The sequence below is a fragment of the Acinetobacter sp. S-1 genome, assembly GCF_059579785.1.
The window spans coordinates 15,054-39,860 of the sequence record NZ_CM184207.1 but is presented as its reverse complement, the minus strand read 5'-3'; the positions used below and the strand labels follow the sequence as shown (position 1 = coordinate 39,860).

Annotated in this window: 14 protein-coding genes, 2 tRNA genes and 3 rRNA genes; 7 read left to right on the top strand and 12 right to left on the bottom strand. The window is 41.2% G+C overall.

Annotated features, from left to right (window positions below; genetic code table 11):
- Positions 1 to 126 precede the first annotated feature (126 nt).
- The 3 genes from ppc (at position 127) to AC52J8_RS00145 (ending at position 5,375) form a co-directional block, all read left to right on the top strand.
- Positions 127 to 2,811 carry a phosphoenolpyruvate carboxylase gene (ppc, locus tag AC52J8_RS00155; protein WP_086399267.1) on the top strand — a complete coding sequence of 895 codons (2,685 nt, stop codon included), beginning with the start codon at positions 127 to 129 and terminating at the stop codon, positions 2,809 to 2,811.
- Positions 2,812 to 3,108: 297 nt separating this feature from the next.
- Positions 3,109 to 4,404, top strand: a complete 1,296-nt coding sequence (locus tag AC52J8_RS00150; protein ID WP_086399266.1) for a solute carrier family 23 protein — start codon at positions 3,109 to 3,111, stop codon at positions 4,402 to 4,404.
- 80 nt (positions 4,405 to 4,484) lie between these two features.
- The gene (locus AC52J8_RS00145) at positions 4,485 to 5,375 is read left to right on the top strand and encodes a LysR family transcriptional regulator (protein ID WP_086399265.1); all 891 of its coding nucleotides are present in this window, start codon (positions 4,485 to 4,487) and stop codon (positions 5,373 to 5,375) included.
- Between the two features lie 8 nt (positions 5,376 to 5,383).
- On the opposite strand, the gene AC52J8_RS00140 is transcribed toward AC52J8_RS00145, so the two are convergent.
- The 3 genes from AC52J8_RS00140 to ilvD all read right to left on the bottom strand — a co-directional run bounded on the left by AC52J8_RS00140 (position 5,384) and on the right by ilvD (position 9,624).
- On the bottom strand, positions 5,384 to 6,115 hold the full coding sequence (locus AC52J8_RS00140; protein ID WP_198912080.1) for a sulfite exporter TauE/SafE family protein: 732 nt from the start codon (positions 6,113 to 6,115) through the stop codon (positions 5,384 to 5,386).
- 77 nt (positions 6,116 to 6,192) lie between these two features.
- The gene (locus AC52J8_RS00135) at positions 6,193 to 7,482 is read right to left on the bottom strand and encodes a hypothetical protein (RefSeq protein ID WP_017386207.1); all 1,290 of its coding nucleotides are present in this window, start codon (positions 7,480 to 7,482) and stop codon (positions 6,193 to 6,195) included.
- Between the two features lie 312 nt (positions 7,483 to 7,794).
- Positions 7,795 to 9,624 (bottom strand): dihydroxy-acid dehydratase, encoded by a 1,830-nt coding sequence (gene ilvD / locus AC52J8_RS00130; RefSeq protein WP_039766669.1) that lies wholly within the window; start codon positions 9,622 to 9,624, stop codon positions 7,795 to 7,797.
- Positions 9,625 to 9,971: 347 nt separating this feature from the next.
- Between ilvD and fmt the strand changes: the two genes are divergently transcribed.
- Together fmt and rsmB are read left to right on the top strand one after the other, a co-directional pair.
- Positions 9,972 to 10,934 carry a methionyl-tRNA formyltransferase gene (fmt, locus tag AC52J8_RS00125; RefSeq protein ID WP_086399264.1) on the top strand — a complete coding sequence of 321 codons (963 nt, stop codon included), beginning with the start codon at positions 9,972 to 9,974 and terminating at the stop codon, positions 10,932 to 10,934.
- Positions 10,931 to 12,235: a 16S rRNA (cytosine(967)-C(5))-methyltransferase RsmB gene (rsmB, locus tag AC52J8_RS00120; protein WP_086399263.1), complete on the top strand. Its 1,305-nt coding sequence runs from the start codon at positions 10,931 to 10,933 to the stop codon at positions 12,233 to 12,235. The genes fmt and rsmB overlap by 4 nt, the downstream gene beginning before the upstream one ends.
- 40 nt (positions 12,236 to 12,275) lie before the next feature.
- Here rsmB and AC52J8_RS00115 read toward each other — a convergent pair whose 3' ends face one another.
- Both AC52J8_RS00115 and AC52J8_RS00110 read right to left on the bottom strand, forming a co-directional pair.
- Positions 12,276 to 12,419 carry a methionine/alanine import family NSS transporter small subunit gene (locus AC52J8_RS00115; protein ID WP_016142648.1) on the bottom strand — a complete coding sequence of 48 codons (144 nt, stop codon included), beginning with the start codon at positions 12,417 to 12,419 and terminating at the stop codon, positions 12,276 to 12,278.
- A gap of 12 nt (positions 12,420 to 12,431) precedes the next feature.
- Positions 12,432 to 13,910, bottom strand: coding sequence for a sodium-dependent transporter (locus tag AC52J8_RS00110; protein WP_086399262.1), 1,479 nt, complete (start codon positions 13,908 to 13,910; stop codon positions 12,432 to 12,434).
- A 639-nt stretch (positions 13,911 to 14,549) separates the two neighbouring features.
- Between AC52J8_RS00110 and AC52J8_RS00105 the strand changes: the two genes are divergently transcribed.
- Complete coding sequence (locus tag AC52J8_RS00105) at positions 14,550 to 15,254, top strand: TIGR04219 family outer membrane beta-barrel protein (RefSeq protein ID WP_079381041.1); 705 nt, start codon at positions 14,550 to 14,552, stop codon at positions 15,252 to 15,254.
- A 48-nt stretch (positions 15,255 to 15,302) separates the two neighbouring features.
- Here the strand turns inward: AC52J8_RS00105 and AC52J8_RS00100 are convergent, their stop codons facing one another.
- The 7 genes from AC52J8_RS00100 to tyrS all read right to left on the bottom strand — a co-directional run bounded on the left by AC52J8_RS00100 (position 15,303) and on the right by tyrS (position 23,560).
- Positions 15,303 to 15,899, bottom strand: a complete 597-nt coding sequence (locus AC52J8_RS00100) for a glutathione S-transferase family protein (RefSeq protein WP_032012858.1) — start codon at positions 15,897 to 15,899, stop codon at positions 15,303 to 15,305.
- A gap of 161 nt (positions 15,900 to 16,060) precedes the next feature.
- Positions 16,061 to 16,175, bottom strand: a 5S ribosomal RNA gene (gene rrf / locus AC52J8_RS00095).
- A gap of 186 nt (positions 16,176 to 16,361) precedes the next feature.
- A 23S ribosomal RNA gene (locus AC52J8_RS00090) occupies positions 16,362 to 19,252 on the bottom strand.
- A 352-nt stretch (positions 19,253 to 19,604) separates the two neighbouring features.
- A tRNA-Ala gene (locus tag AC52J8_RS00085) sits at positions 19,605 to 19,680 on the bottom strand.
- Positions 19,681 to 19,735: 55 nt separating this feature from the next.
- Positions 19,736 to 19,812 (bottom strand) — tRNA-Ile (locus AC52J8_RS00080).
- Between the two features lie 59 nt (positions 19,813 to 19,871).
- Positions 19,872 to 21,409 (bottom strand): 16S ribosomal RNA (locus tag AC52J8_RS00075).
- Together the 16S, 23S and 5S rRNA genes with 2 tRNA genes alongside form the textbook arrangement of a ribosomal RNA operon.
- Positions 21,410 to 22,327: 918 nt before the next feature.
- Positions 22,328 to 23,560: a tyrosine--tRNA ligase gene (gene tyrS, locus AC52J8_RS00070; protein ID WP_002115433.1), complete on the bottom strand. Its 1,233-nt coding sequence runs from the start codon at positions 23,558 to 23,560 to the stop codon at positions 22,328 to 22,330.
- 61 nt (positions 23,561 to 23,621) lie between these two features.
- Here tyrS and AC52J8_RS00065 point away from each other — a divergent pair, with 61 nt between their 5' ends.
- The gene (locus AC52J8_RS00065) at positions 23,622 to 24,749 is read left to right on the top strand and encodes an anhydro-N-acetylmuramic acid kinase (protein ID WP_086400376.1); all 1,128 of its coding nucleotides are present in this window, start codon (positions 23,622 to 23,624) and stop codon (positions 24,747 to 24,749) included.
- Positions 24,750 to 24,807 lie beyond the last annotated feature (58 nt).

The window sequence follows — 24,807 nt, the reverse complement described above, 5'->3', positions numbered from 1 at the left end:
TTTAAGACACTACAAGCGAATTAAATGTTATTTTTTAAGCAAAAATTCACATTTTCTTACGCTCAAAGCTTGGAATGTTTGTTAATCGCGCTATATTCGATAAGAATAAGAACAGGAGAAAATAGCATGGTTCAGCAAATCGATGCGCCACTGCGTGAGGATGTCCGCTTACTTGGTAATTTGTTAGGTGAAACCCTAAAACAACATGCAGGACAAGAACTGTTTAATCAGATCGAGCAAATCCGTGCTCTTGCCAAAGGTGCACGTGATGGTCAAGCTGAAGCCGAAAAGCAACTAGAACAATTATTTTTAGAACTGCCCGATGAAGAGTTACTTCCTCTCACCCGCGCTTTTTCTCACTTCCTCAATTTTGCGAATATTGCCGAGCAATATCATGTGGTCCGTAGCCGCAGACAGGCAGAGTTTGATTCGGATGCAAACTCTCCGAATCCGCTGGTTCACTTATTTCAAAAATTTAAAGATAAAAGTATTTCAACAGAAAAACTATTTCAGCAAATTTGCGATCTTAAAATTGAGTTAGTACTTACGGCGCACCCAACTGAAGTGAGTCGTCGTACCCTCATTCAAAAATATGATGATATTAACGCTTGCCTCTCACAGCTTGATCAGCAAAAACTCACCCCACGTGAACGCCAAAACGCACTTGCGAACTTAAAACAGCAAATTAGTTCGGCTTGGCAAACAGATGAAATCAGACAGCACCGTCCGACTCCAGTTGATGAAGCAAAATGGGGATTTGCCACAATTGAGCAAACACTTTGGAATGCTGTACCTAAATTCATTCGCGAGTTAAATGAATTAGTTCAAGAAAACTGCCAACTCAATTTACCACTGAATATTGCACCAATACGTTTCGCATCTTGGATGGGCGGAGACCGTGATGGCAACCCAAATGTTACCCATCAAATTACCCAAGAAGTGCTGTGGTTATCACGCTGGCAAGCTGCCGATCTGTATTTAAGAGATATCGAAAACTTACGTTGGGAACTTTCAATCCAGACGTGTTCTGAAGAAATGATTCAGGCAATTGGTAGCCAACATGCAGAACCTTATCGTGAATATTTACGTGCTACACGAGAGCGTTTAAAAGCGACTCGACACTGGTTAGCTCAGCGTTTACAAGGCTTAGAAGCAGACGACAGCAATGTCATTAAAAGTAAAGACGAACTCTTACAGCCTTTATTGCTGTGCTATCGCTCTTTAATCGACAGTAACCTACCTGAAATCGCGAATGGTCAACTACTCGACTTTATCTACCGTGTGAACTGTTTTGGTATTGAACTACTTAAACTCGATATTCGCCAAGAATCAGGTCGTCATCGTCAAGCCATTTCAGCAATTACCGAATATTTAGGTTTAGGTAATTTTGAGTCATGGACCGAACAAGCGCGCCAAAATTTCCTCATTCAGGAATTACAAAGTAAACGTCCACTTTTACCGAAATATATTAATGAACCTGAAGGCAGTTTAATTGGTCACCCAGATGTACAAGAAGTATTTGCAACCATGCGTACTTTGGCAGACCAACCACCTGAGTCTTTAGGGGCTTATATTATTTCTATGGCTGAATATCCAAGTGATGTTTTAGCTGTATTGTTATTGCAAAAAGAAGCCGGTATTCAGCATCCTTTACGTGTAGTGCCTTTATTTGAGACTTTAAAAGACTTAGATGGCGCAGCAACTACCATGAATACGCTGTTCAATATGCATTGGTATAAACAGCACATTCAGGGTAAACACGAAGTCATGATCGGTTACTCCGACTCAGCAAAAGATGCCGGTTTTATGTCTGCCAACTGGGCGCAGTATCGTGCTCAAGAAGAGCTAACTGCAATTGCTCAAAAACACGGCGTACAGTTAACGCTATTCCATGGCCGTGGTGGTTCAATTAGTCGTGGTGGTGCTCCAACACAACAGGCACTATTTTCACAGCCGCCTGGTTCGATCTCTGGTGCAATTCGTGTCACAGAACAAGGTGAAATGATCCGTTTCAAATTCGGTTTAGAAGGTATTGCCATGCAAAACCTTGAAATCTATACCGCAGCAACGCTTGAAGCGACATTATTACCACCACCAGAGCCTAAGGCTGAGTGGCGTGAAATTATGAACCGTATGACTGATCATTCTGTTAAGGTTTACCGTCAAACTGTTCGTGAAAACCCTCACTTTGTGAAATATTTACGTACCGTCACTCCTGAACTTGAATTACAAATGTTGCCATTAGGCTCGCGTCCTGCAAAACGTAAAGTGAGTGGCGGCATTGAGTCTTTACGTGCGATTCCATGGGTATTTGCTTGGACACAAATTCGGTTGATGTTACCAGCATGGCTAGGTACAGGTGCTGCCATTAATGAAGTGATTGCCGATCAGCAAAAAGCGACACTTGATGAAATGCTTCAGCAATGGCCTTATTTCCAGACGCTAATTGATATGCTGGAAATGGTATTGTCTAAAGCCGATGCCAACATCGCACTCTATTACGAGTCTCATCTGACTGAAGATGAAGATTTGAAAGTTCTTGGTAACCAATTACGCCAACGGCTAAAAGATGCTGTGCAAACTTTATTAACCTTAAAAGATGAATCAAAGCTTCTGAGTAATAATGATGTTCTTGATCAATCCATGCAGGTTCGTAAACCATACTTACTTCCTTTGCATCTTTTACAGGCTGAACTCATGAAACGCCGCCGTGATTATCTTGCTGAGCGTCAGGCAGAGCACACCCCTGTTGACCATGCACTTATGGTGAGTATTGCGGGTATCGCTGCTGGCTTACGTAATACAGGCTAAGCTAATTTTACCAATTGTTTTATAAAGCAGTGCATATCGATGTGCTGCTTTTTACTTGCAAAGTTCTTTATTTTTCTTATATTTTCTCCGATTTTCTATTTTTTTGAATATTTTTTAAAAATCATAAAATTAATTTTTATGAGAAAAAAATAACTAATTCCTTATATTTAGAATTCATAAAATTATACCAATCGTTAAAAAATAATGACTTTTCACTAACATACTTCTCTGTAGAGATTAAATGCACTCTCAAGAAAGAGTATCATGGCAGCAATTAAAGAATAATGAGCTTATTTTATGTCCAATTGGTTTCCAAAATGGCAGCCTTACCAAGGTGATATTGATCATCGGCCAGTCTCTACCAATGAATATCTCCCACCCGTTCAAAGTGCTGTTTTGGGTATTCAACATGCATTTGCCATGTTTGGAGCGACTGTTTTAGCACCCTTACTCATGGGTTTTAATCCTAACCTTGCTATTTTAATGTCTGGAATCTGTACCATACTGTTTTTCTTAATTACAGGTGGTCGTGTTCCAAGTTACTTAGGATCAAGTTTTGCCTTTATTGGGGTGGTTGCAGCTGCAACTGGGCATATTACAGGTTCAGGTGCCAATCCAAATCTATCTATGGCTTTAGGTGGAATCGTAGCATGTGGCGTTTTTTATGCCATCATCGGTTTTATCGTGATGCTTACTGGTACACGCTGGATTGAAAAACTCATGCCGCCTGTGGTGACTGGTGCCATTGTGATGATTATTGGTCTGAACCTTGCACCTGTTACGATTAAAGGTGTTGCAGGCCAACCATTTGAAATGTGGATGGCCTTAATTACCGTACTTTGTATGGGTAGTATCGCAGTCTTTACTCGCGGCTTATTGCAACGTTTGCTTCTATTGGTCGGTTTAATTTTGGCATATGCAATTTACGCTATCACCACCAATGGGCTAGGTTTGGGTAAACCAATCGATTTTAGCCAAATTTCAGCAGCTGCGTGGTTCGGAATTCCAAGCTTTTCGCATCCTACTTTTGACACAAATGCTATGCTAATTATTGCGCCAGTTGCGCTTATCTTAGTAGCAGAAAATCTAGGACATATTAAAGCTGTTGGCGCGATGACTGGTGAAAACCTGACTCCACAATTAGGTAAAGCATTTGTTGCAGATGGTTTGGCAACAACATTATCTGGTAGTGTCGGCGCTCCAGGGATGACTACTTACGGTGAAAACATTGGTGTGATGGCAGTCACTCGTGTGTACTCAACCATTGTTTTTGTAATTGCGGGTATCTTTGCAATCTTCTTAGGTCTATCTCCAAAATTTGGCGCGGTAATTAGTACGATCCCAAGCGCAGTTTTAACAGGTGCATCTATTGTTGTGTTTGGTTTAATTACCATTGCTGGAGCCAAAATCTGGATCGAAAACAAAGTCGACTTTTCTAACAATAAAAACCTGATTGTAGCTTCGGTCACGATTATTTTAGGTGCCGGTAACTTTGAATTATTGTTCGGTAACTTCAATTTAGGTGGTATTGGTACCGCAACTTTTGCAGCCATTATTTTAAATTGGCTGTTTAGTTTAAAAGATAAAACCTAAATTCAAAAAGGCAGCGCAAGCTGCCTTTTTTTATTACGATTTAGTATGATGACTTTTTAGCCTTCAACACGTTCCCTGTCATGCGTTTTGATTTTTTTGATTTACAGCTGGTTCTTCATATTGTCTCTACGGGTAGCCTAACCAAAGGTGCAGACCGCTCTGCAATTTCACTTCAAGCTGCCAGCGAACGCATTAAAAAACTCGAACAATATTTTGAAACGCCATTATTTATTCGCCAGACGACGGGAGTGGAGCTCACCACAGCAGGTCACGCATTTGTAGAGCATGCGCGTCAACTGATGATACAAAAAGAGCAGCTCGAACAAGAAATGCAGAGGTTTAGGCCGCCTACAACAGAGTCATTAACGCTTTGGTGTAACTCTTCTGCTCAAAGCGAATATTTGCCTCCGTTATTACCACAATATTTGGTGCTTCATCCCGAAATGAACATTGATTTACACGAGGCAGAAAGTTCAGAAATTGTAGAGGCATTAACGCAAGGAGTTGCAAATCTTGGGCTGGTCTCCAGTTTTTTTGATACCAGACATTTGCAAACTAAGGAATTTGCGAGTGATCCATTAGTTCTGATTTGTCCTCCTACTCACAATTTAGCTCAATACCAAGAGCTGAATTTGGTAGAGGCTTTAAGTTATGGTTTTATTGGTCTTAAGCCCCACCATTCGTTGCAACAGTCCATCGAAACTCAAGCTAAGCTATTGGGCTTTAACATACAGTACCGTTTGCGCTTACCTAATTTTGGTGCGATTGCGGAAGTAGTCGCCAAAGGTGTCGGAATTGCGATTATGCCGGCTCGTGCTGCCCAGCGTTTGCAATCGGACTATGACTTTCATTCCATTCAACTAATAGGCGCGTGGGCAAATCGTAAACTGCTTTTGGCCACACAAAATTTTAATCAGCTACCTAATAGTTATAAACAATTTTCAGATTTTTTATTGCAACATCGCCCTTAAAAATTAGCTTAATGCAAAATCATATAAAGCCCTAATGATACCAAACCTATAAAAAAGATACGGCGAAATAACTGCTCATTTAACCGATAACGGATTTTTTTACCTAAGCACATTCCAACGAGCGCTGCCAACAATGCAGCGAAAGATAAACGATAATCTAATGTCATTCCCGACATAGGGTTGTGGTGTAAAAAGACTGCAAGACAAATGGTAGAAACAGTAAACGTTAGTCCTAAAGCCTGAACCAACTCATCACGCTTTAAATGTAAAGACTGCAAATAAGGAACGATTGGAATAATAATGACACCAGTTGCTACAGTCACTGCCCCGCCGATATATCCAATAATCGGTGATAGCCAATGTTCATACTTCCCTAAGTGAGGAAGTTTCTTCACGCATAGACCATAGAGTCCATATAGGGCCAACATGCAGCCTAATAAAATTTCACTACTATGCCCATGACTTTGACTTAAAGTAGGTAAAAAGCTCCATATTGAACCTACTATAATGCCCACAAGCAAAGTCCAGAAACGGCGAATAAAAACCCAGACATGTCCTTCAGCAAAAAGTTGCCAGACATTGGTGACCATTGAAGGGACAATGAGCAGAGAGGCTGCCTGAAAAGGGCTCATTGCGATGGTGAGTAAGCCCATCGATACCGCGGGCAATCCTAAACCGATCATGCCTTTAATCATGCCAGCGAAGGCAAAGACCACTATAATAATTGCTAAAAAAGTCACTGTTTATCTCCGATTCCTTAAAGGATATGCTACGGAAAAAACAGGTACTGCCCTATTCTTGTTTTTAGGAGTAGGCCTCAATTAAAAGTTGAGGCTGTTTTATATTTTTCTTCTAATACATTGCTAAAAATACTTTCGATCATCCACACACGATACAAGCTATTAAATACGTAGGTCTGACCATCAATACGCAGCTCTAAAACCGGTAAATCAGGCTGATGCTTGTCTTTGCAAAGTGCATCATTTTGCACCAAAACAGATTGAACATCTTGATCGGTTAGCTGCTCAATCCCAAGTTGCTGCTGTAACTGTTGAAAATGTTTTAAGAAAGATAAATCTTTTCCTTTCGTCCAAACTGCCTGCAATATTGTAAAAATTGTATCGATTTGCTGATTCTCTTGCACACTATAGAAAAGCTTTGCCATCTCTAATGTGCTTTCCTCAGTAGGACGACAAAATGGCGTAAAGGCCACACCTGTTCGTTTAGAAACACGTGTTGCCAAACTCCAGTCAAACCAGTCTCGACCTTGATAACTTAAAGGGTAAACTTTTAGTTGAATATCATAATAATCAGCCAGCTCTTCCTTGATATAGGCAAGTAACAGCCAACTCATTGGATCTTCTAAAGCAATATAGATATCAAGCTCAGGATGAAGCGTCTGAATCTCGGTAAGTGCCTCCGCATCATTAATCAAATGTTCACGCCATTCGATATGATTAATTAAAAAAATTGGATTGCCCGTCAGTAACTTTTGCTGCTTCAGACGACGAGTTAAACGTAGTAAATCATCTACTGCGTGATATTTACGTCCACCAAATTCAAAGTATGCCGCGGGTACAGGCTCATCCGTAAAAATGCGTTCTGAAAAATGTTGAGGAAGCTGATGTTTAACTGCCATGGCATGTAAAGTACGCAACTTTCCATATTGTTGTTGCCAAAGCATGTGGAAAATATCTTCTAATAAATGGAAGAAATTCTGACCTTGTAATGGGGTTCTTTTTAATATGACTGCCGCTTGTTTTAAAGATTCTGGGCTTGGGATTTCTGGAAATTCATCAAAACCGAAACGATGTTGTTTGGCTAATATCTTGGCATCATTCAGACAATAATTTTGCCACTCTTCATGCGACATGCTGTTTGGAGGTTCAGAAGCCGTATGCGAAATAATAATTTTTAAAGGCTTAAGTTCATCACTTAAAATTTCATCTAGCTGAGACAATTGCTGAACAGCCAAATAGCTATACACATCATCAAGTCGTAAATAAATACTTAAACCATTTTCCGTGGGTAACACCGCTTGACGAGAAGGCTTTTGGTAAAACCAGCTCGATCGAATAGGGTCAAACCAACGGCGTAGCAGTGACATGAGTTGTGCCTCTAAAAATAAATCCTAAGCGAGATCAAAGATTGTTTTGATCATAATGCAAGGTAAAACAGTAGTCGAGATTGAAATATAACTACCTTAGTTCACGCAGAAAATAAGTCATGTTTTTAGCAAGTTTCTACGTAGGTGAAGATTTTATCACCATTTTATGGCAAACCCATAGAATGATCTAAAAACACCTTTTTCTACAAGCTGATTTTTTTTACCAGACATGAAAAATGCACCCCTAACATGATAGCAATTCATCGTGTTAAAGGGTGCATGATTCCTAATCAATTATTAAAATTGAATATTTTATAGAACGCGTACAGCTCCTTTCGCTGCACTTGTTGTATGCATTGCATAAACTTTTAACGCTTTTGATACTTTACGTTTACGTTCTTCTTTCGGATGCCAGCCTTTCGCTTCTTGCACTGTACGACGATGTGCCATAGTCGCATCATCAACGTTTAAGTGAATGGTACGGTTTGGAATATCGATTTCAATGGTATCGCCATCTTCAACCAAACCAATTGCGCCACCTTCAGCTGCTTCTGGTGAAACGTGACCAATCGAAAGACCTGATGAACCACCAGAGAAACGACCATCTGTTACCAATGCACAGTCTTTTCCTAAACCTTTCGATTTAAGATAGCTAGTTGGATACAGCATTTCTTGCATGCCTGGACCACCACGTGGACCTTCATAACGAATCACAACAACATCACCAGCTTTAATGTCATGACCCAAAATTGCATCTACAGCTGCATCTTGGCTTTCAAATACACGTGCTGTGCCCGTAAATTTCAAGATTGATTCATCAACGCCTGCAGTTTTCACGATACAACCATCAAGCGCAATGTTGCCGTATAGAACAGCTAAACCACCATCTTTAGAGAATGCATGTTCTGCATTACGGATAACGCCTTTTTCACGGTCGCCATCTAATGTTGAATAATAGCGATTTTGCGAGAATGCAACTTGAGTTGGAACACCACCTGGAGATGAACGATAGAATTCATAAACGTCTGCATCTTCAGTACGAATAATATCCCACTTATCCAACGCATCTTTTAAAGTTTTCTCGTGCACTGTCGGTACAGATACATCAAGTAAATTCGCACGATCAAGCTCACCTAAGATCGCCATAATGCCACCCGCACGGTGTACATCTTCCATATGAACGTCTTGTTTTGCAGGCGCTACTTTAGACAGTACAGGAACTCGACGTGATAATTCGTCAATATCGTCCATTGTAAAATCAACTTCTGCTTCACTTGCCGCAGCCAATAAATGCAGAACGGTATTGGTTGAACCACCCATTGCAATATCAAGAGTCATCGCATTTTTAAATGCAGCCTTGGTTGCAATTGAACGAGGTAAAATGCTTGCATCTTCTTGTTCGTAATAGCGCTTAGCCAATTCAACAATAAGCTGGCCTGCTTTTAAGAATAATTTTTTACGATTTGCATGCGTCGCAACAATCGAACCATTACCCGGTAAAGATAAACCTAAAGCTTCTGTTAAACAGTTCATCGAGTTTGCAGTGAACATACCTGAACATGAACCACATGTTGGACATGCCGAACGTTCAAATTCTTCAACTTCTTCGTCTGTATAACTTTCATCAGCCGCAACAACCATTGCATCAACAAGGTCAATCGCTTTTTCATTACCACGGAACTTAACCTTACCAGCTTCCATTGGTCCGCCAGAAACGAAAACAACAGGAATATTCAGACGCATCGCAGCCATGAGCATTCCTGGAGTAATCTTGTCACAGTTTGAAATACACACCATGGCATCTGCACAGTGTGCATTCACCATATATTCAACTGAGTCAGCAATCAAATCACGTGATGGTAAAGAATAAAGCATGCCGTCATGCCCCATTGCGATCCCGTCATCTACTGCGATCGTATTGAACTCTTTAGCAACACCACCTGCTGCCTGAATTTCTGCTGCGACAAGCTGCCCTAGATCTTTAAGATGTACATGGCCCGGAACAAATTGAGTAAATGAGTTGACCACCGCAATAATCGGTTTGCCGAAATCCTCATCTTTCATTCCTGTTGCACGCCATAAGCCACGTGCGCCAGCCATATTTCTTCCGTGTGTCGATGTTTTTGAACGATAGTCAGGCATTAGTGTTTCCAACAAGTTGTGCTTGAGCGGAATTTTTCCCGCTCTGGCGAATGATACTGATATAGCGTTAGATCAGTCGGAATATTGACTCATCATCATAATTTGATCATTCTCCATTCTATAGAAGCAAATAATATTCGGAAAGCCAAGAACAGTAATAGACAGTCAATATTTAGCAAAACTTACATGAATAATTTTTTATTTTTTCATAACCTTTTTTTATCAATAAAAGTTTTTCAATAATTTTTTGTTCACTATTTAAAAACTAAAATGCTCAATCGCCATGATTTTAGGGCTTCAATCGTTTTTCACGTATACTACGCCTAAACTCTTTTTGGATTGCATTTGTGAAAATTATTTTTGCTGGCACCCCCGAATTTGCTGCAACAGCATTGGCGGCTTTATTAAAAACTTCCCATGAAATTATCGCGGTTTATACTCAGCCAGATCGTAAATCGGGTCGTGGACAAAAACTAACGCCATCTCCCGTAAAACAACTTGCACTTGAGCATAATATCCCTGTTTATCAACCCCTTCACTTTAAAGCATCTACAGAAGAAGGACTCGCAGCTCAACAAGAACTGGCAGCTTTAGGCGCAGATGTGATGGTGGTTGCAGCCTATGGTTTAATTCTTCCACAAACTGTGCTCGATACACCGAAATATGGCTGTTTAAATATTCACGGATCACTATTACCTCGTTGGCGCGGTGCAGCACCAATTCAGCGTGCGATTGCAACAGGTGATGAAGAAACCGGAATCACCATCATGCAAATGGCTGCCGGTTTAGATACAGGCGATATGATGTATAAAACCTATTGCACAATTACTGCCGAAGATACCTCAGCGACTTTGCATGACAAACTCGCAGCTCAAGGTGCAACAGCAATTTGTGCGGTACTTGAGTCAGAAGAAACACTACAAAAATATTTGGCAGAACGCGAAGTTCAAGACGAAAGCTTAACGGTCTATGCTCATAAGCTCGTAAAATCAGAAGCTCGTATTGATTGGGCAATTGATGCTATTCAAGTTGACCGAAATATCCGTGCTTTTAACCCTTGGCCAGTCGCTTTTGTTCAACTTGATGAAAATAATGCTCTGCGTGTCTGGAACTCTCTAGTTTCTAGCCAAACCAAAGCAAGTGCCCAAGCTGGTGAAATTATTGCAATCGATAAACAAGGTGTGCATGTTGCCTGCGGTGAAAATACATTTATTTGTCTGACTAGCGTGCAGTGGCCGGGTGGTAAAGCATTAAACGCTCAACAAATTGCGCAAACTCAAAAACTTCATGTAGGACAAATTTTGCCATGAGTCAGGTTACCTCAAATTCCTCACGTTTTAACCTGCGTGCTCAAGTCGTCCAGACGTTACTAAAAGTTCAGCAAGGCCAATCACTCGCTAGTATTTTAAATACACAGCTCAATCAAGTAGCAGAGCGCGATCGCGCTTTGTTTCACGAACTTGTTTTAGGTACATTGCGCCAATGGTTTGCTCTTAAATCAATTAGCCTGCCTCTACTCAGCAAGCCTTTAAATAATGAGACAGTAGAAACCTGTCTTTATGTTGGTCTTTATCAAGTTTTATGCACGCGTATTGCAGCACATGCTGCTATTTCAGAAACAGTAGATGCAACAAAACAACTTGGTTTCCCTGCACTCAGTGGTATTGTTAATGCAATTTTACGCCGAGCTACTCGTGAAACTGATGACTTTCAGCAAGGCTTACAGCAGGCGCATGGCTTACCAAGCTGGCTTTTCAAACGCTTAAAAAAGGATTGGGGTGAACAAACGGAATCTCTCTGCCAATCTTTGAAGCAAGTCGCGCCTTTAACTTTAAGGGTGAACCAGCGTCATATTGGCCGCGATGCTTATTTAGCAAAACTACAAAGTTTAGAAATTCAGGCACGTGCATGTACTTTGTCTGAAGCAGGTATTGTTCTTGAACAATCTGTACAAATTACTCAACTACCTGGTTTTGAACAAGGTTGGTTTTCTGTACAAGATGAACACGCTCAGCTTTGCGCAACATTATTGCCAGATTTGAACGATAAAATAGTAGTTGATGCGTGTGCTGCCCCAGGCGGTAAAACTGCTCATTTACTTGAAAAATTTAAACCTGCTCAGCTCATTGCGATTGATCAGGACCCAAGCCGTTTGGTGCGTGTAACTGAGAACTTAAATCGCTTAGCACTTGATCAAAGTCATACAGAGATTTTAGCAGCCGATGCAACCAAGTGGACTCCTGCACAGCCAGTAGATTGTATTGTGCTCGATGCACCTTGCTCTGCTACAGGGGTTATTCGTCGTCATCCTGACATACGCCTATTGCGCCAATCTACCGATATAGCTCAAACCATTGAACTACAAAAGCAGATCTTGGACCACATGTGGCAACAGCTTAAAGTTGGCGGCACATTGCTTTACATCACCTGTTCAATTTTAAAAGCTGAAAATGAACAGCAAATGATGACTTTTTTTGCTGAAAATCCAAATGCAAAAGAGATCAAAATTGATGCTGATTGGGGAATCGAGCAAACTCATGGTCGCCAATTACTGCCACAAGCGCAGTCTGGTGATGGATTTTATTATTGTAAAATCCAAAAAATTGCATAAAAAAAGCAGGCTTAAAGCCTGCTTTTTTTCTCGATCAGTATCAAAGTGTGTGCTGATCTTTTACTTCTTCTAAAACGTCATCTAACTCTTCAGGATGCTTCGATAAATGGATAATGGATAAAACCAAGCCACCCCATAAAAACACCATCGAAATTACCATCATTACGATTGCTGAAGTATTCATTATTCTATCCTCCTAGCGATCTTTCATTTTGCTTAAAACAATTGCAACAACTGCACAGAAAATCACACTGCCCCAGCCGAATACACCTTGTAAGCTCATACTATAAGTATCATAGCCATTTTTGATCAAATTAAATACAGTCATACTGAGTGTAGTTAACAAGATTAACGATGTAATGACTGTTAAAGTGAAATCCCACCCCTTACCTAATTGAATAGTTGAGATGCGATTCACGTGATCACGAAGTTCCATTAAAGCAGAACGCTTAAACCAAGCCACGGTAATAATAGAAAGTAAAGCACCGCCAATAATACCGATGTTATTGATAAAGTGGTCAACAATATCAACCAGCTTAATTGCGTTTACACTTGAGAATAAAATAATTGATACAAGCGCACTACCACCACCAATAATGGTTACAGCTTTTTTACGACCCCATTTCAATTTATCTTGCATTGCTGCAATAGGTACTTCCAAAATACTCACCATCGAAGAAATACCTGCGACGAAAAGTGAAGAGAAGAATAAGAAACCAAATAAATCAGCACCTGTACCTAAACTTGAGATAATTTTAGGGAATGCAATAAATGCTAACCCAATCCCGCCACTCACAACATCTTTAACTTCAGTACCTGCCGTATGAGCCATAAAACCAAGCGCTGCGAAGATACCAATACCAGCCAAAATCTCTGTTGATGCATTTGCAAAACCAACGATTAAACCAGAACCTGTTAAATTCGTTTTTGGTTTCAAATAAGATGCATAAGTCACCATGATCCCGAAGCCGACAGAGAGGGAGAAGAAGGTATGGCCATAAGCCGCTAACCAAACTTTATAATCCATCATTGCTGACCAGTTCGGCGTAAAGAAAGCATTTAAGCCTTGAACCGCGCCTGGTAAACGTAATGATTGAATCACTAAAATAGTGAAGAGAATGAATAATAAAGGCATGAAAATCTTATTCGATAATTCCACACCTTTTTTCACACCACCATAAAGAATGATTAGAGTAAGTGCCCAAATCCCAACAATTGGCCAGAATAAATGACCTACAAACTGTAAATCAAAACCAGTTGCTTTTGTGGTCTGCAAATAGGTATTAAAGAAGAAACCTTCTGGATCACTTCCCCACATTTGGCCAATAGAGAAGTAAACATAACTACCAGCCCAAGTGAGCACACTTGCATAGTACAAACCAATGATGATACAGACACAAACTTGCCACCAACCTAATGTTTCCCCGCCTTTAAATAGGGCACGATACGCTTTAGGAGGTGAACCCGTACTACGATGTCCTACCGCATAATCTAAAAATAGTAACGGTAAACCAGCAGTAATGAGTGCCAATAGATAGGGAATAAGAAACGCACCGCCACCATTTTCATAAGCAACGTATGGGAAGCGCCAGATATTACCTAAACCTACAGCCGAACCAACGGCTGCAATAATAAAACCAGATCGTGACGTCCAGTTTTCACGAGAATCTGTCATAGAACACCTAATGTTAAAAGATTACTTATTTTTACTGCTATTGTTGATTGTTATTCCGCATGCAAAAAAAGAACCAAAAAATACTTTTGTGTTTGTAGAAAATAAAAAGCACCTTTTGAGTATTTTTATTCCCTTAACAAACAAGCAAAAATAGAAAATTCTTCCTTAAAGATTTTTGTCCATTTTTTGCCCCTATATAGCTGAACAATACCTGTTTTTATTTCTTTTTACTGTAATTTCCGTCAGAAATTTTACGAATTTTCTGAGTTTTTTTCACAATTGGTTATTTTTCAGCTAATATTTACGTTCTACTACTTGTAGATCAAAATTATTATTCAATGCAATTTTATTGCCATCTCTGAAAATATTTATTTAATTACTCAACTTGTCCACTAATTTATTTTTAACTCCCTAGTTATCAATTAAAATTTAATAAGTCCGATACGATTGACAAAATTTATACTAAATTTTCTAAAAGATTAAATTCATTTAAATTAAATAAAAAATATTAATTCATTGAAATAAATAAAAATTTTTAAGGTTTAAAAATTTACTCATATCACATACCTCAGATCCTTATTTTTTATCAATGCATCTGTAGCAAGATGTCTATATCATGCGCTCAAAGATTTCTTTTATGTGGATGTAAAAATGAAAATATTAAAAATATCTTTATTAACGCTCGGGATGGGCTTAAGTGGCTTTGCTCAAGCAGACTTCGTAGGAGTAAAAGGCGATGTAGGTTACTGGTTCTATGACGGTAAAGCTAATATGTCTTCTCAATCACCTGAAGATCAAGATTTAGATCAAAAAGGTAGTGCTCAAATCTCATTAGCAGTAGAACACCCAATTCCATTTATTCCAAATGCAAAAATTCGTTATGTAAATTTAGATACCGAAACTAAATCAGAAACTTTAGGTCAAGCCAACTATAAAGTTGATTTAGATCATAGCGATTTTATCCTCTACTACGAGTTACTAGATAATATCGTAAGTGTAGATGCTGGTCTTGGTGCCACTGTATTAAATGGTGATATTACTGCGTATACAGGTAAGCGCGTGGATATTGATAAAACATATCCTATTGCTTATTTATCAGGTGAAGTAAAACTTCCGTTTACAGGCTTAAGTGCTAAAGGTGAAGCAACTTATACAAACTTTGATGATGCACGAATTACAGATGCACTGGCAGAAGTAAAATATAAATTTGCAGATAACCTACTCATTGATCTGGGTCTAACAGCAGGCTATCGCGTACTTAATATCGACTTAGATGACTACGATAATAATGACCTTAAATTTGAGTTTAAAGGCCCATATGTGGGTCTAGAAGCACATTTCTAAATCAGAATTTCAGAAATAAAAAAGAACTCGATATGAGTTCTTTTTTATTTAAATCATATCTACATAACCTAAATATTCTCGAATCCTTTGACACCACGCTTGAATATTTGGATATAGCTCCAAATCAAAACCACCTTCCTCCGCGACATGCGTGTATGCATACAAGGCAATGTCAGCAATAGTTAATTGATCTCCAACAAGATAGTCGTGATCTACTAAAGCTTTATCCATAATAGATAGTGCTTTATGGCCTTTTGGCTGTAAATTATGGTATTCCTCTATTCTTTCTGGTGGTAACCCTAAATATTTATTAATAAAACGAGCAACTGCAATAAAGGGCTCATGGCTATACTGCTCAAAGAACATCCATTGGTACATTTTTGCTTTAATAAAAGGATCTGTAGGAATAAATTTTGTTCCTTCAGCCAAGTAACCTAAGATAGCATTCGACTCACTCAAAACACGACCATCTTCTAGGACTAATACAGGTATTTTTCCATTAGGATTTAAGGACAAAAAATCAGCTGATTGAGTTTCTTTGTTTAAAATATCAACGTGGATCCATCTATGATTAATATTTAATAAGGAAAGTAATAGTTTTATCTTATAGCAGTTACCCGAACCGACATCACCATAAATTATCATAGATGCTCTTCCCTTATTATGCATACTTAAAAGATTAATTTTCTTATTATTTATAGCACAACTCTTCCTTGGTATTTTTATATTTATTTCCCCACACATATATTTTTTATCACAATAAAGAAACACCCCCATTCATTAGAACGGGGGTGTTTAGAATAATGAGCTGGCGATGACTTACTCTCACATGGGTAACCCCACACTACCATCAGCGCTAAGAGGTTTCACTTCTGAGTTCGGGAAGGGATCAGGTGGTTCACTCTTGCTATGGTCGCCAGCACAACTGGTATGGATACTTGCTTCGTTTTATTCACTGTGTGATACGTTGCGTTTTCCAAATCTTTACAGATGGGCTGATTGGTCTGATTTTTCGTTGTTCATTTTAGCTAGTAGTATAACTAAATCAAGTTGCTTTGCATGTTTATGAATCGATTGATGCTTCATATACAACTGCTTGGGTGTTGTATAGTCAAGCCTCACGAGCAATTAGTATTGGTCAGCTTCACATATCACTATGCTTCCACATCCAACCTATCAACGTCCTAGTCTCGAACGGCTCTTTAGAGGAATAAATTCCTAGGGAAATCTTATCTTGAGGTAGGCTTCCCGCTTAGATGCTTTCAGCGGTTATCCCTTCCGAACATAGCTACCCGGCGATGCGACTGGCGTCACAACCGGTACACCAGAGGTTCGTCCACTCTGGTCCTCTCGTACTAGGAGCAGATCCTCTCAAATTTCCAGCGCCCACGGTAGATAGGGACCGAACTGTCTCACGACGTTCTAAACCCAGCTCGCGTACCTCTTTAAATGGCGAACAGCCATACCCTTGGGACCTGCTTCAGCCCCAGGATGAGATGAGCCGACATCGAGGTGCCAAACACCGCCGTCGATATGAACTCTTGGGCGGTATCAGCCTGTTATCCCCAGAGTACCTTTTATCCGTTGAGCGATGGCCCTTCCATACAGAACCACCGGATCACTAAGACCTACTTTCGTACCTGCTCGACTTGTGGGTCTCGCAGTTAAGCGCGCTTTTGCCTTTATACTCTACGCGTGATTTCCGACCACGCTGAGCGCACCTTCGTACTCCTCCGTTACTCTTTAGGAGGAGACCGCCCCAGTCAAACTACCCACCAGACACGGTCCTCGTCCCGGATAACGGGACAGAGTTAGAACCTCAACATTACCAGGGTGGTATTTCAAGGACGGCTCCATTGGAACTAGCGTTCCAACTTCAAAGCCTCCCACCTATCCTACACAAGTAAGGTCAAAGTTCAGTGTCAAGCTGCAGTAAAGGTTCACGGGGTCTTTCCGTCTAGCCGCGGGTACACTGCATCTTCACAGCGATTTCGATTTCACTGAGCCTCTGCTGGAGACAGCGCCGCCATCATTATGCCATTCGTGCAGGTCGGAACTTACCCGACAAGGAATTTCGCTACCTTAGGACCGTTATAGTTACGGCCGCCGTTTACTGGGGCTTCGATCAAGAGCTTCGCTTACGCTAACCCCATCAATTAACCTTCCAGCACCGGGCAGGCATCACACCCTATACGTCCACTTTCGTGTTTGCAGAGTGCTATGTTTTTAATAAACAGTTGCAGCGGCCTGGTTTCTGCGGCTGTCGTCAGCTCAGGAAGCAAGTTCCATCACCAACAACAGCGTACCTTCTCCCGAAGTTACGGTACCATTTTGCCTAGTTCCTTCAGCAGAGTTCTCTCAAGCGCCTTGGTCTACTCGACCTGACCACCTGTGTCGGTTTCGGGTACGATTCCTGTGTAACTGAAGCTTAGAGACTTTTCCTGGAAGCATGGTATCAGCCACTTCACTGTACAAGTACAGCTTGCTATCGGATCTCAGTATAGAGTACCCCGGATTTGCCTAAGATACATACCTACATCCTTCCACCTGGACAACCAACGCCAGGCTGACTTAACCTTCTCCGTCCTCTCATCGCATTACACAGAAGTATTGGAATATTAACCAATTTCCCATCGACTACGCCTTTCGGCCTCGCCTTAGGGGTCGACTCACCCAGCCCCGATTAACGTTGGACTGGAACCCTTGGTCTTTCGGCGAACGGGTTTTTCACCCGTTTTGTCGTTACTCACGTCAGCATTCGCACTTCTGATACCTCCAGCATACTTCTCAATACACCTTCATCGGCTTACAGAACGCTCCCCTACCACTTGACTAATGTCAAATCCGCAGCTTCGGCACATAGTTTTAGCCCCGTTACATCTTCCGCGCAGGCCGACTCGACTAGTGAGCTATTACGCTTTCTTTAAAGGGTGGCTGCTTCTAAGCCAACCTCCTAGCTGTCTATGCCTTCCCACATCGTTTCCCACTTAACTATGATTTTGGGGCCTTAGCTGGCGGTCTGGATTGTTTTCCTCTTGACTACGGACGTTAGCACCCGCAGTCTGTCTCCCGGATAGTACTCATAGGTATTCGGAGTTTGCATCGGTTTGGTAAGTCGGGATGACCCCCTAGCCGAAACAGTGCTCTACCCCCTATGGTATTCGTCCGAGGCGCTACCTAAATAGCTTTCGGGGAGAACCAGCTATCACCAGGCTTGATTAGCCTTTCACCCCTATCCACAAGTCATCCCCTGGCTTTTCAACGACAGTGGGTTCGGTCCTCCAGTTAGTGTTACCCAACCTTCAACCTGCTCATGGATAGATCGCCTGGTTTCGGGTCTATACCCAGCAACTAAACGCCCTATTAAGACTCGATTTCTCTACGGCTCCCCTATACGGTTAACCTCGCTACTGAATATAAGTCGCTGACCCATTATACAAAAGGTACGCAGTCACACCACGAAGGTGCTCCCACTGCTTGTATGCATGCGGTTTCAGGATCTATTTCACTCCCCTCACAGGGGTTCTTTTCGCCTTTCCCTCACGGTACTGGTTCACTATCGGTCAGTCAGGAGTATTTAGCCTTGGAGGATGGTCCCCCCATATTCAGACAAGGTTTCACGTGCCTCGCCCTACTCGTCATCATTATGTGTGCCCTTTCGTGTACGGGAATATCACCCTCTACGTTCGCACTTCCCAGAGCGTTCCACTAAAACACACATAACTTAATGGGCTGATCCCCGTTCGCTCGCCGCTACTGAGGGAATCTCAATTGATTTCTTTTCCTAAGGGTACTGAGATGTTTCACTTCCCCTCGTTCGCCTTGCAACACTATGTATTCATGTTGCAATACCTACCTTAAAGTAGGTGGGTTCCCCCATTCAGAAATCTCCGGATCAAAGGATATTTGCCGCCTCCCCGGAGCTTTTCGCAGGCTATCACGTCTTTCATCGCCTCTGACTGCCAAGGCATCCACCACATGCACTTAATTACTTGACTATACAACCCCAAACAGTCGTCAACACCTACAAGTGAGTGTTGTCCGTGCGATTCTTCATCGCTACTATCTGTTGTCTGTGTACTTAAACACTGTACAGCTTCAATCTAAATTCATATACCAAAACGCTTGATTCAGTTAATTTGCTAGTTCTCAATTCATCTAGATTAATTGCTTAATCTAAACTCTTGAGTGAACAATTTATTTCAGACTCAATTTTGCCAATCTGTTAATGAATAAACACGCCTTCGTCAGGTCATGCTTAATACCGTGATACTTAAATCACAGAAGTTAATAAACCAAGACCGAAATCTCTATTTACTAATTTCTGTAATCCGAACTTATCTTAAGTTCTGGTGGAGACTAGGAGAGTCGAACTCCTGACCTCCTGCGTGCAAAGCAGGCGCTCTACCAACTAAGCTAAGTCCCCAGCTTACATCATCAGTCATGTATCTTTTATCTATAACTTCAACCAGTCAAAGTCATGGTGGGTCTGACAAGACTTGAACTTGTGACCCCACGCTTATCAAGCGTGTGCTCTAACCAACTGAGCTACAGACCCTCAGATACATCTATGAAGAACAACTTGTTGTGGATTCTTACCAATCGTCAATCTTTCGTTAAGGAGGTGATCCAGCCGCAGGTTCCCCTACGGCTACCTTGTTACGACTTCACCCCAGTCATCGGCCACACCGTGGTAACCGCCCTCTTTGCAGTTAGGCTAGCTACTTCTGGTGCAACAAACTCCCATGGTGTGACGGGCGGTGTGTACAAGGCCCGGGAACGTATTCACCGCGGCATTCTGATCCGCGATTACTAGCGATTCCGACTTCATGGAGTCGAGTTGCAGACTCCAATCCGGACTACGATCGGCTTTTTGAGATTAGCATCCTATCGCTAGGTAGCAACCCTTTGTACCGACCATTGTAGCACGTGTGTAGCCCTGGCCGTAAGGGCCATGATGACTTGACGTCGTCCCCGCCTTCCTCCAGTTTGTCACTGGCAGTATCCTTAAAGTTCCCGACATTACTCGCTGGCAAATAAGGAAAAGGGTTGCGCTCGTTGCGGGACTTAACCCAACATCTCACGACACGAGCTGACGACAGCCATGCAGCACCTGTATGTAAGTTCCCGAAGGCACCAATCCATCTCTGGAAAGTTCTTACTATGTCAAGGCCAGGTAAGGTTCTTCGCGTTGCATCGAATTAAACCACATGCTCCACCGCTTGTGCGGGCCCCCGTCAATTCATTTGAGTTTTAGTCTTGCGACCGTACTCCCCAGGCGGTCTACTTATCGCGTTAGCTGCGCCACTAAAGCCTCAAAGGCCCCAACGGCTAGTAGACATCGTTTACGGCATGGACTACCAGGGTATCTAATCCTGTTTGCTCCCCATGCTTTCGCACCTCAGCGTCAGTGTTAGGCCAGATGGCTGCCTTCGCCATCGGTATTCCTCCAGATCTCTACGCATTTCACCGCTACACCTGGAATTCTACCATCCTCTCCCACACTCTAGCTAACCAGTATCGAATGCAATTCCCAAGTTAAGCTCGGGGATTTCACATTTGACTTAATTAGCCGCCTACGCGCGCTTTACGCCCAGTAAATCCGATTAACGCTTGCACCCTCTGTATTACCGCGGCTGCTGGCACAGAGTTAGCCGGTGCTTATTCTGCGAGTAACGTCCACTATCTCTAGGTATTAACTAAAGTAGCCTCCTCCTCGCTTAAAGTGCTTTACAACCATAAGGCCTTCTTCACACACGCGGCATGGCTGGATCAGGCTTGCGCCCATTGTCCAATATTCCCCACTGCTGCCTCCCGTAGGAGTCTGGGCCGTGTCTCAGTCCCAGTGTGGCGGATCATCCTCTCAGACCCGCTACAGATCGTCGCCTTGGTAGGCCTTTACCCCACCAACTAGCTAATCCGACTTAGGCTCATCTATTAGCGCAAGGTCCGAAGATCCCCTGCTTTCTCCCGTAGGACGTATGCGGTATTAGCATTCCTTTCGAAATGTTGTCCCCCACTAATAGGCAGATTCCTAAGCATTACTCACCCGTCCGCCGCTAAGATCAGTAGCAAGCTACCTCTCTCCGCTCGACTTGCATGTGTTAAGCCTGCCGCCAGCGTTCAATCTGAGCCATGATCAAACTCTTCAGTTAAAATCATTTTGTACCTTATTTAAAGACAAGGTACCAATTCTGGCTCATCAATTACTGACTTAAATTTCGCTCAAATAAACTTCGAGTAATTTAAACCAATCAATCAATGAAAATTATTTCGATTAATCAATCAGTAAAAATCCACACAAGTTGTTCTTCAATTCTCTTAATGATCTTCTTCCTGGTTCGTCACCAGCAAGCTAGGTCGGCTATATTACTCTTAATCTCTTAAAAGTCAACAGGTAATTTCGATATTTTTAAAACTTATTCTCAAACCAACTTACCATCAAATTCATTACTTAAAGCAATCAACTTAATCACAAGTAACTGTTTTTCAACAAGTTTCTATCTGCATCACCGCCGATGGATGTGCATTATAGACCATCTCAGTCCCTTTGCAAGGGGTATTTCAGCCTTTTTCACTTGAGTGCCGTTTTTTTCTACTATTTTGCGAAAAAAGTGATATATATGGCTTTTTTTTAGACATTTCCCCTACCTTTTATTAGCTTTTTATATTTAAGAATTTAGGACATTTTTAATTTTCTATGTCTTTAATAGAGTTTATAGACATATATAGACCCTTAATTCTAAAGAATCTAAAGAATCTAAAGAATCTAAAGAATCTAAAGAATCTAAAGAATCTAAAGAATCTAAAGAATCTAAAGAATCTAAAGAATCTAAAGAATCTAAAGAATCTAAAGAATCTAAAGAATCTAAAGAATCTAAAGAATCTAAAGAATCTAAAGAAATAATAGAGTAAATACTCTATTCCCAGCTATATTTCTTCTTACTTTTAACTTACTTCATTTATTATTAATTATGTTTAGATGGTTCCACGTGGAACGCTTAATTGGTTTTGTGTTCCAGAAATAAAAAAAAGCAGGATTACTCCTGCTTTTTTAATCTATAACTTTTTTATTAGTCAGTGAAAATTACACGTGCAATTGCTTTTTTACCTGATTGAATAATAAAGCTTCCGTTTTCTTTTACAGAGAAACTTGCATCAACAGCATTCCAGTCAACTTTTACCGCACCACGAGCTACCGCATCTTTTGCCGCAGCTGCATTCGGATTTAGGCCTGCTACACGTAAAATCGTAGCAATAAAGATTTCTCCTCCAAACTCACCAAGTGAAATAGTCACTTCTGGTGTGTCTTCAGGTACTTCACCTTCTGTAATACGGTTACCAGCACTCTTGTGGGCATTAGCAGCAGCTTCTGCATCATGGAAGCGTTCAACTAGCTCAAGCGCAAGGATACGTTTTACTTCCTGAGGATTACGACCAGCAGCAATTTCATCTAATAAAGCTTTGATCTCATCAAGAGATTTGAAGCTTAATAAATCGAAATAGCGTTCAATTAAAGAGTCTGGCATTGATAAAACTTTTTGGTACATTGCCCCTGGTGTATCAAATACACCAATATAGTTACCTAAAGATTTAGACATTTTATTTACGCCATCTAGACCTTCTAGAATCGGCACAGTGATACACACTTGAGATTCTTGGCCATAACGGCTTTGTAAAGTACGACCCATAAGTAAGTTAAAGGTTTGGTCTGTACCGCCTAACTCAACGTCAGCTTCAAGCGCAATTGAGTCATATCCTTGAACTAAAGGATATAAAAACTCATGAATTGCAATCGGCTGATGATTGCTATAGCGCTTAGTAAAGTCATCACGCTCTAACATACGTGATACGGTTTGCTGACTTGCTAATTGAATAAGGTCAGCAGCAGACTTTTGATTAAACCATTCTGAGTTAAAACGTACTTTTGTTTTATTCGGGTCTAATATCTTGAATACTTGTTCTTGATAAGTTTTAGCGTTGGCTTCTACTTGTTCACGTGACAACGGTGGACGAGTTGCGCTTTTACCAGTTGGGTCACCAATCATTGCTGTATAGTCGCCAATTAAGAAGGTAACTTCATGGCCCAAGTCTTGGAAAGTTTTTAGTTTATTAATAAGAACCGTATGTCCTAAATGTAAATCTGGTGCTGTAGGGTCAAAACCAGCTTTAATTTTAAGAGGGCGATTCTCTTTAAGCTTTTTCAGTAAATCTTCTTCTGAAATAATTTCGTGCGTGCCTCGTTGGATGAGGGCAAGCTGTTCTTCGGCGGGCAAGAAATTTGACATCACAAAACCTAAACACATCAGTTATTCAATTTGTGCGATATACTAACATTTTTTCAGCGTCTTGCAGGGGAAGTTGCATATGAGCGCAATCTATATCGGCGTAATGACTGGCACTAGTATGGATGGTGTGGATATTGTAGCGGCTTCATTTGAGCCACTACAGCTTCATGCCACTCTTACAGTTCCATTCGAACCCGAGTTACGTGATGAGCTTATGGCGTTGACTTTGCCCGATGACAATGAAATTGACCGTATGGGTAAAGCTGATGTTGCTCTAGCCAAAATGATTGGTGATGGGATTAATACTCTCATTGAAAAGCACCAATTAGACCGTAGCCAAATTAAAGCAATTGGGTCGCATGGGCAAACCATTCGCCATCGTCCAGAACATGGCTTTACGCTACAAATTGGCGATCCCAACATTATTACTGAAATTACTCAGATTCCGGTTGTTTCAGATTTTCGTCGTAGAGATATGGCAGCGGGGGGCCAAGGCGCACCATTAGTTCCTGCTTTCCATCAAGCATTATTTCAACATCCAAGTATTCATCGTGTGATTTTGAATTTGGGTGGTATTGCTAATGTGAGCATGCTGCCTGCCAATAACAGTGACGGCGTATTTGGTTTTGATACAGGTCCTGCAAATATTTTGATGGATGCGTGGTGCCATCGCCATACAGGTCATCCATATGATGAAAATGGTGATTGGGCTGCTTATGGTCATCCTATCCGCTCTTTACTCGACCGCCTTTATGCCCATGAGTATTTTTCTAAAGAACCGCCTAAGAGCACGGGACGTGAAGACTTTAATATTGACTGGTTAGATGACCAGTTAATCGATTGGCGAAATGACTTAACTTATGATGAGTTAGAAGATACACCTGAAAACATTCAAGCAACCCTATTAAAACTTACTGTGCGTGCCATTCAAAAAGCAATTTATCGTTCTGATATGGAAACAGGTGAAGTATATGTATGTGGTGGTGGTGCTTATAACTCTTATTTACTAGAACAATTACGTTGGCGTTTACGTAAACATAATTGGTCTGTTCAACCTACCGATGTGTTAGGACTTTCCCCTACTTGGGTCGAGGCTACAGCATTTGCATGGTTAGCAATGCGCTTTGTAGACGGTTTAAGTGGAAATTTGCCAGCAGTCACAGGCGCTTCGGATTTCAGAATTCTAGGCACGATCACGGCAGTATAAAACTATTTATTGATTTGTTTGGTTAGATTCGACCTCATAGCACATTTACTGACCCGAA

What these genes read in the sequence shown, in the direction of transcription:
- AC52J8_RS00100 (WP_032012858.1), bottom strand. Translation starts at nt 15,899, where the DNA reads ATGATAATTTATGGTGATGTCGGTTCGGGTAACTGCTATAAGATAAAA.
- rsmB (WP_086399263.1), top strand. Translation starts at nt 10,931, where the DNA reads ATGAGTCAGGTTACCTCAAATTCCTCACGTTTTAACCTGCGTGCTCAA.
- AC52J8_RS00135 (WP_017386207.1), bottom strand. Translation starts at nt 7,482, where the DNA reads ATGTCACTGCTACGCCGTTGGTTTGACCCTATTCGATCGAGCTGGTTT.
- AC52J8_RS00110 (WP_086399262.1), bottom strand. Translation starts at nt 13,910, where the DNA reads ATGACAGATTCTCGTGAAAACTGGACGTCACGATCTGGTTTTATTATT.
- AC52J8_RS00065 (WP_086400376.1), top strand. Translation starts at nt 23,622, where the DNA reads ATGAGCGCAATCTATATCGGCGTAATGACTGGCACTAGTATGGATGGT.
- AC52J8_RS00150 (WP_086399266.1), top strand. Translation starts at nt 3,109, where the DNA reads ATGTCCAATTGGTTTCCAAAATGGCAGCCTTACCAAGGTGATATTGAT.
- ilvD (WP_039766669.1), bottom strand. Translation starts at nt 9,624, where the DNA reads ATGCCTGACTATCGTTCAAAAACATCGACACACGGAAGAAATATGGCT.
- tyrS (WP_002115433.1), bottom strand. Translation starts at nt 23,560, where the DNA reads ATGTGTTTAGGTTTTGTGATGTCAAATTTCTTGCCCGCCGAAGAACAG.
- AC52J8_RS00145 (WP_086399265.1), top strand. Translation starts at nt 4,485, where the DNA reads ATGCGTTTTGATTTTTTTGATTTACAGCTGGTTCTTCATATTGTCTCT.
- ppc (WP_086399267.1), top strand. Translation starts at nt 127, where the DNA reads ATGGTTCAGCAAATCGATGCGCCACTGCGTGAGGATGTCCGCTTACTT.
- AC52J8_RS00115 (WP_016142648.1), bottom strand. Translation starts at nt 12,419, where the DNA reads ATGAATACTTCAGCAATCGTAATGATGGTAATTTCGATGGTGTTTTTA.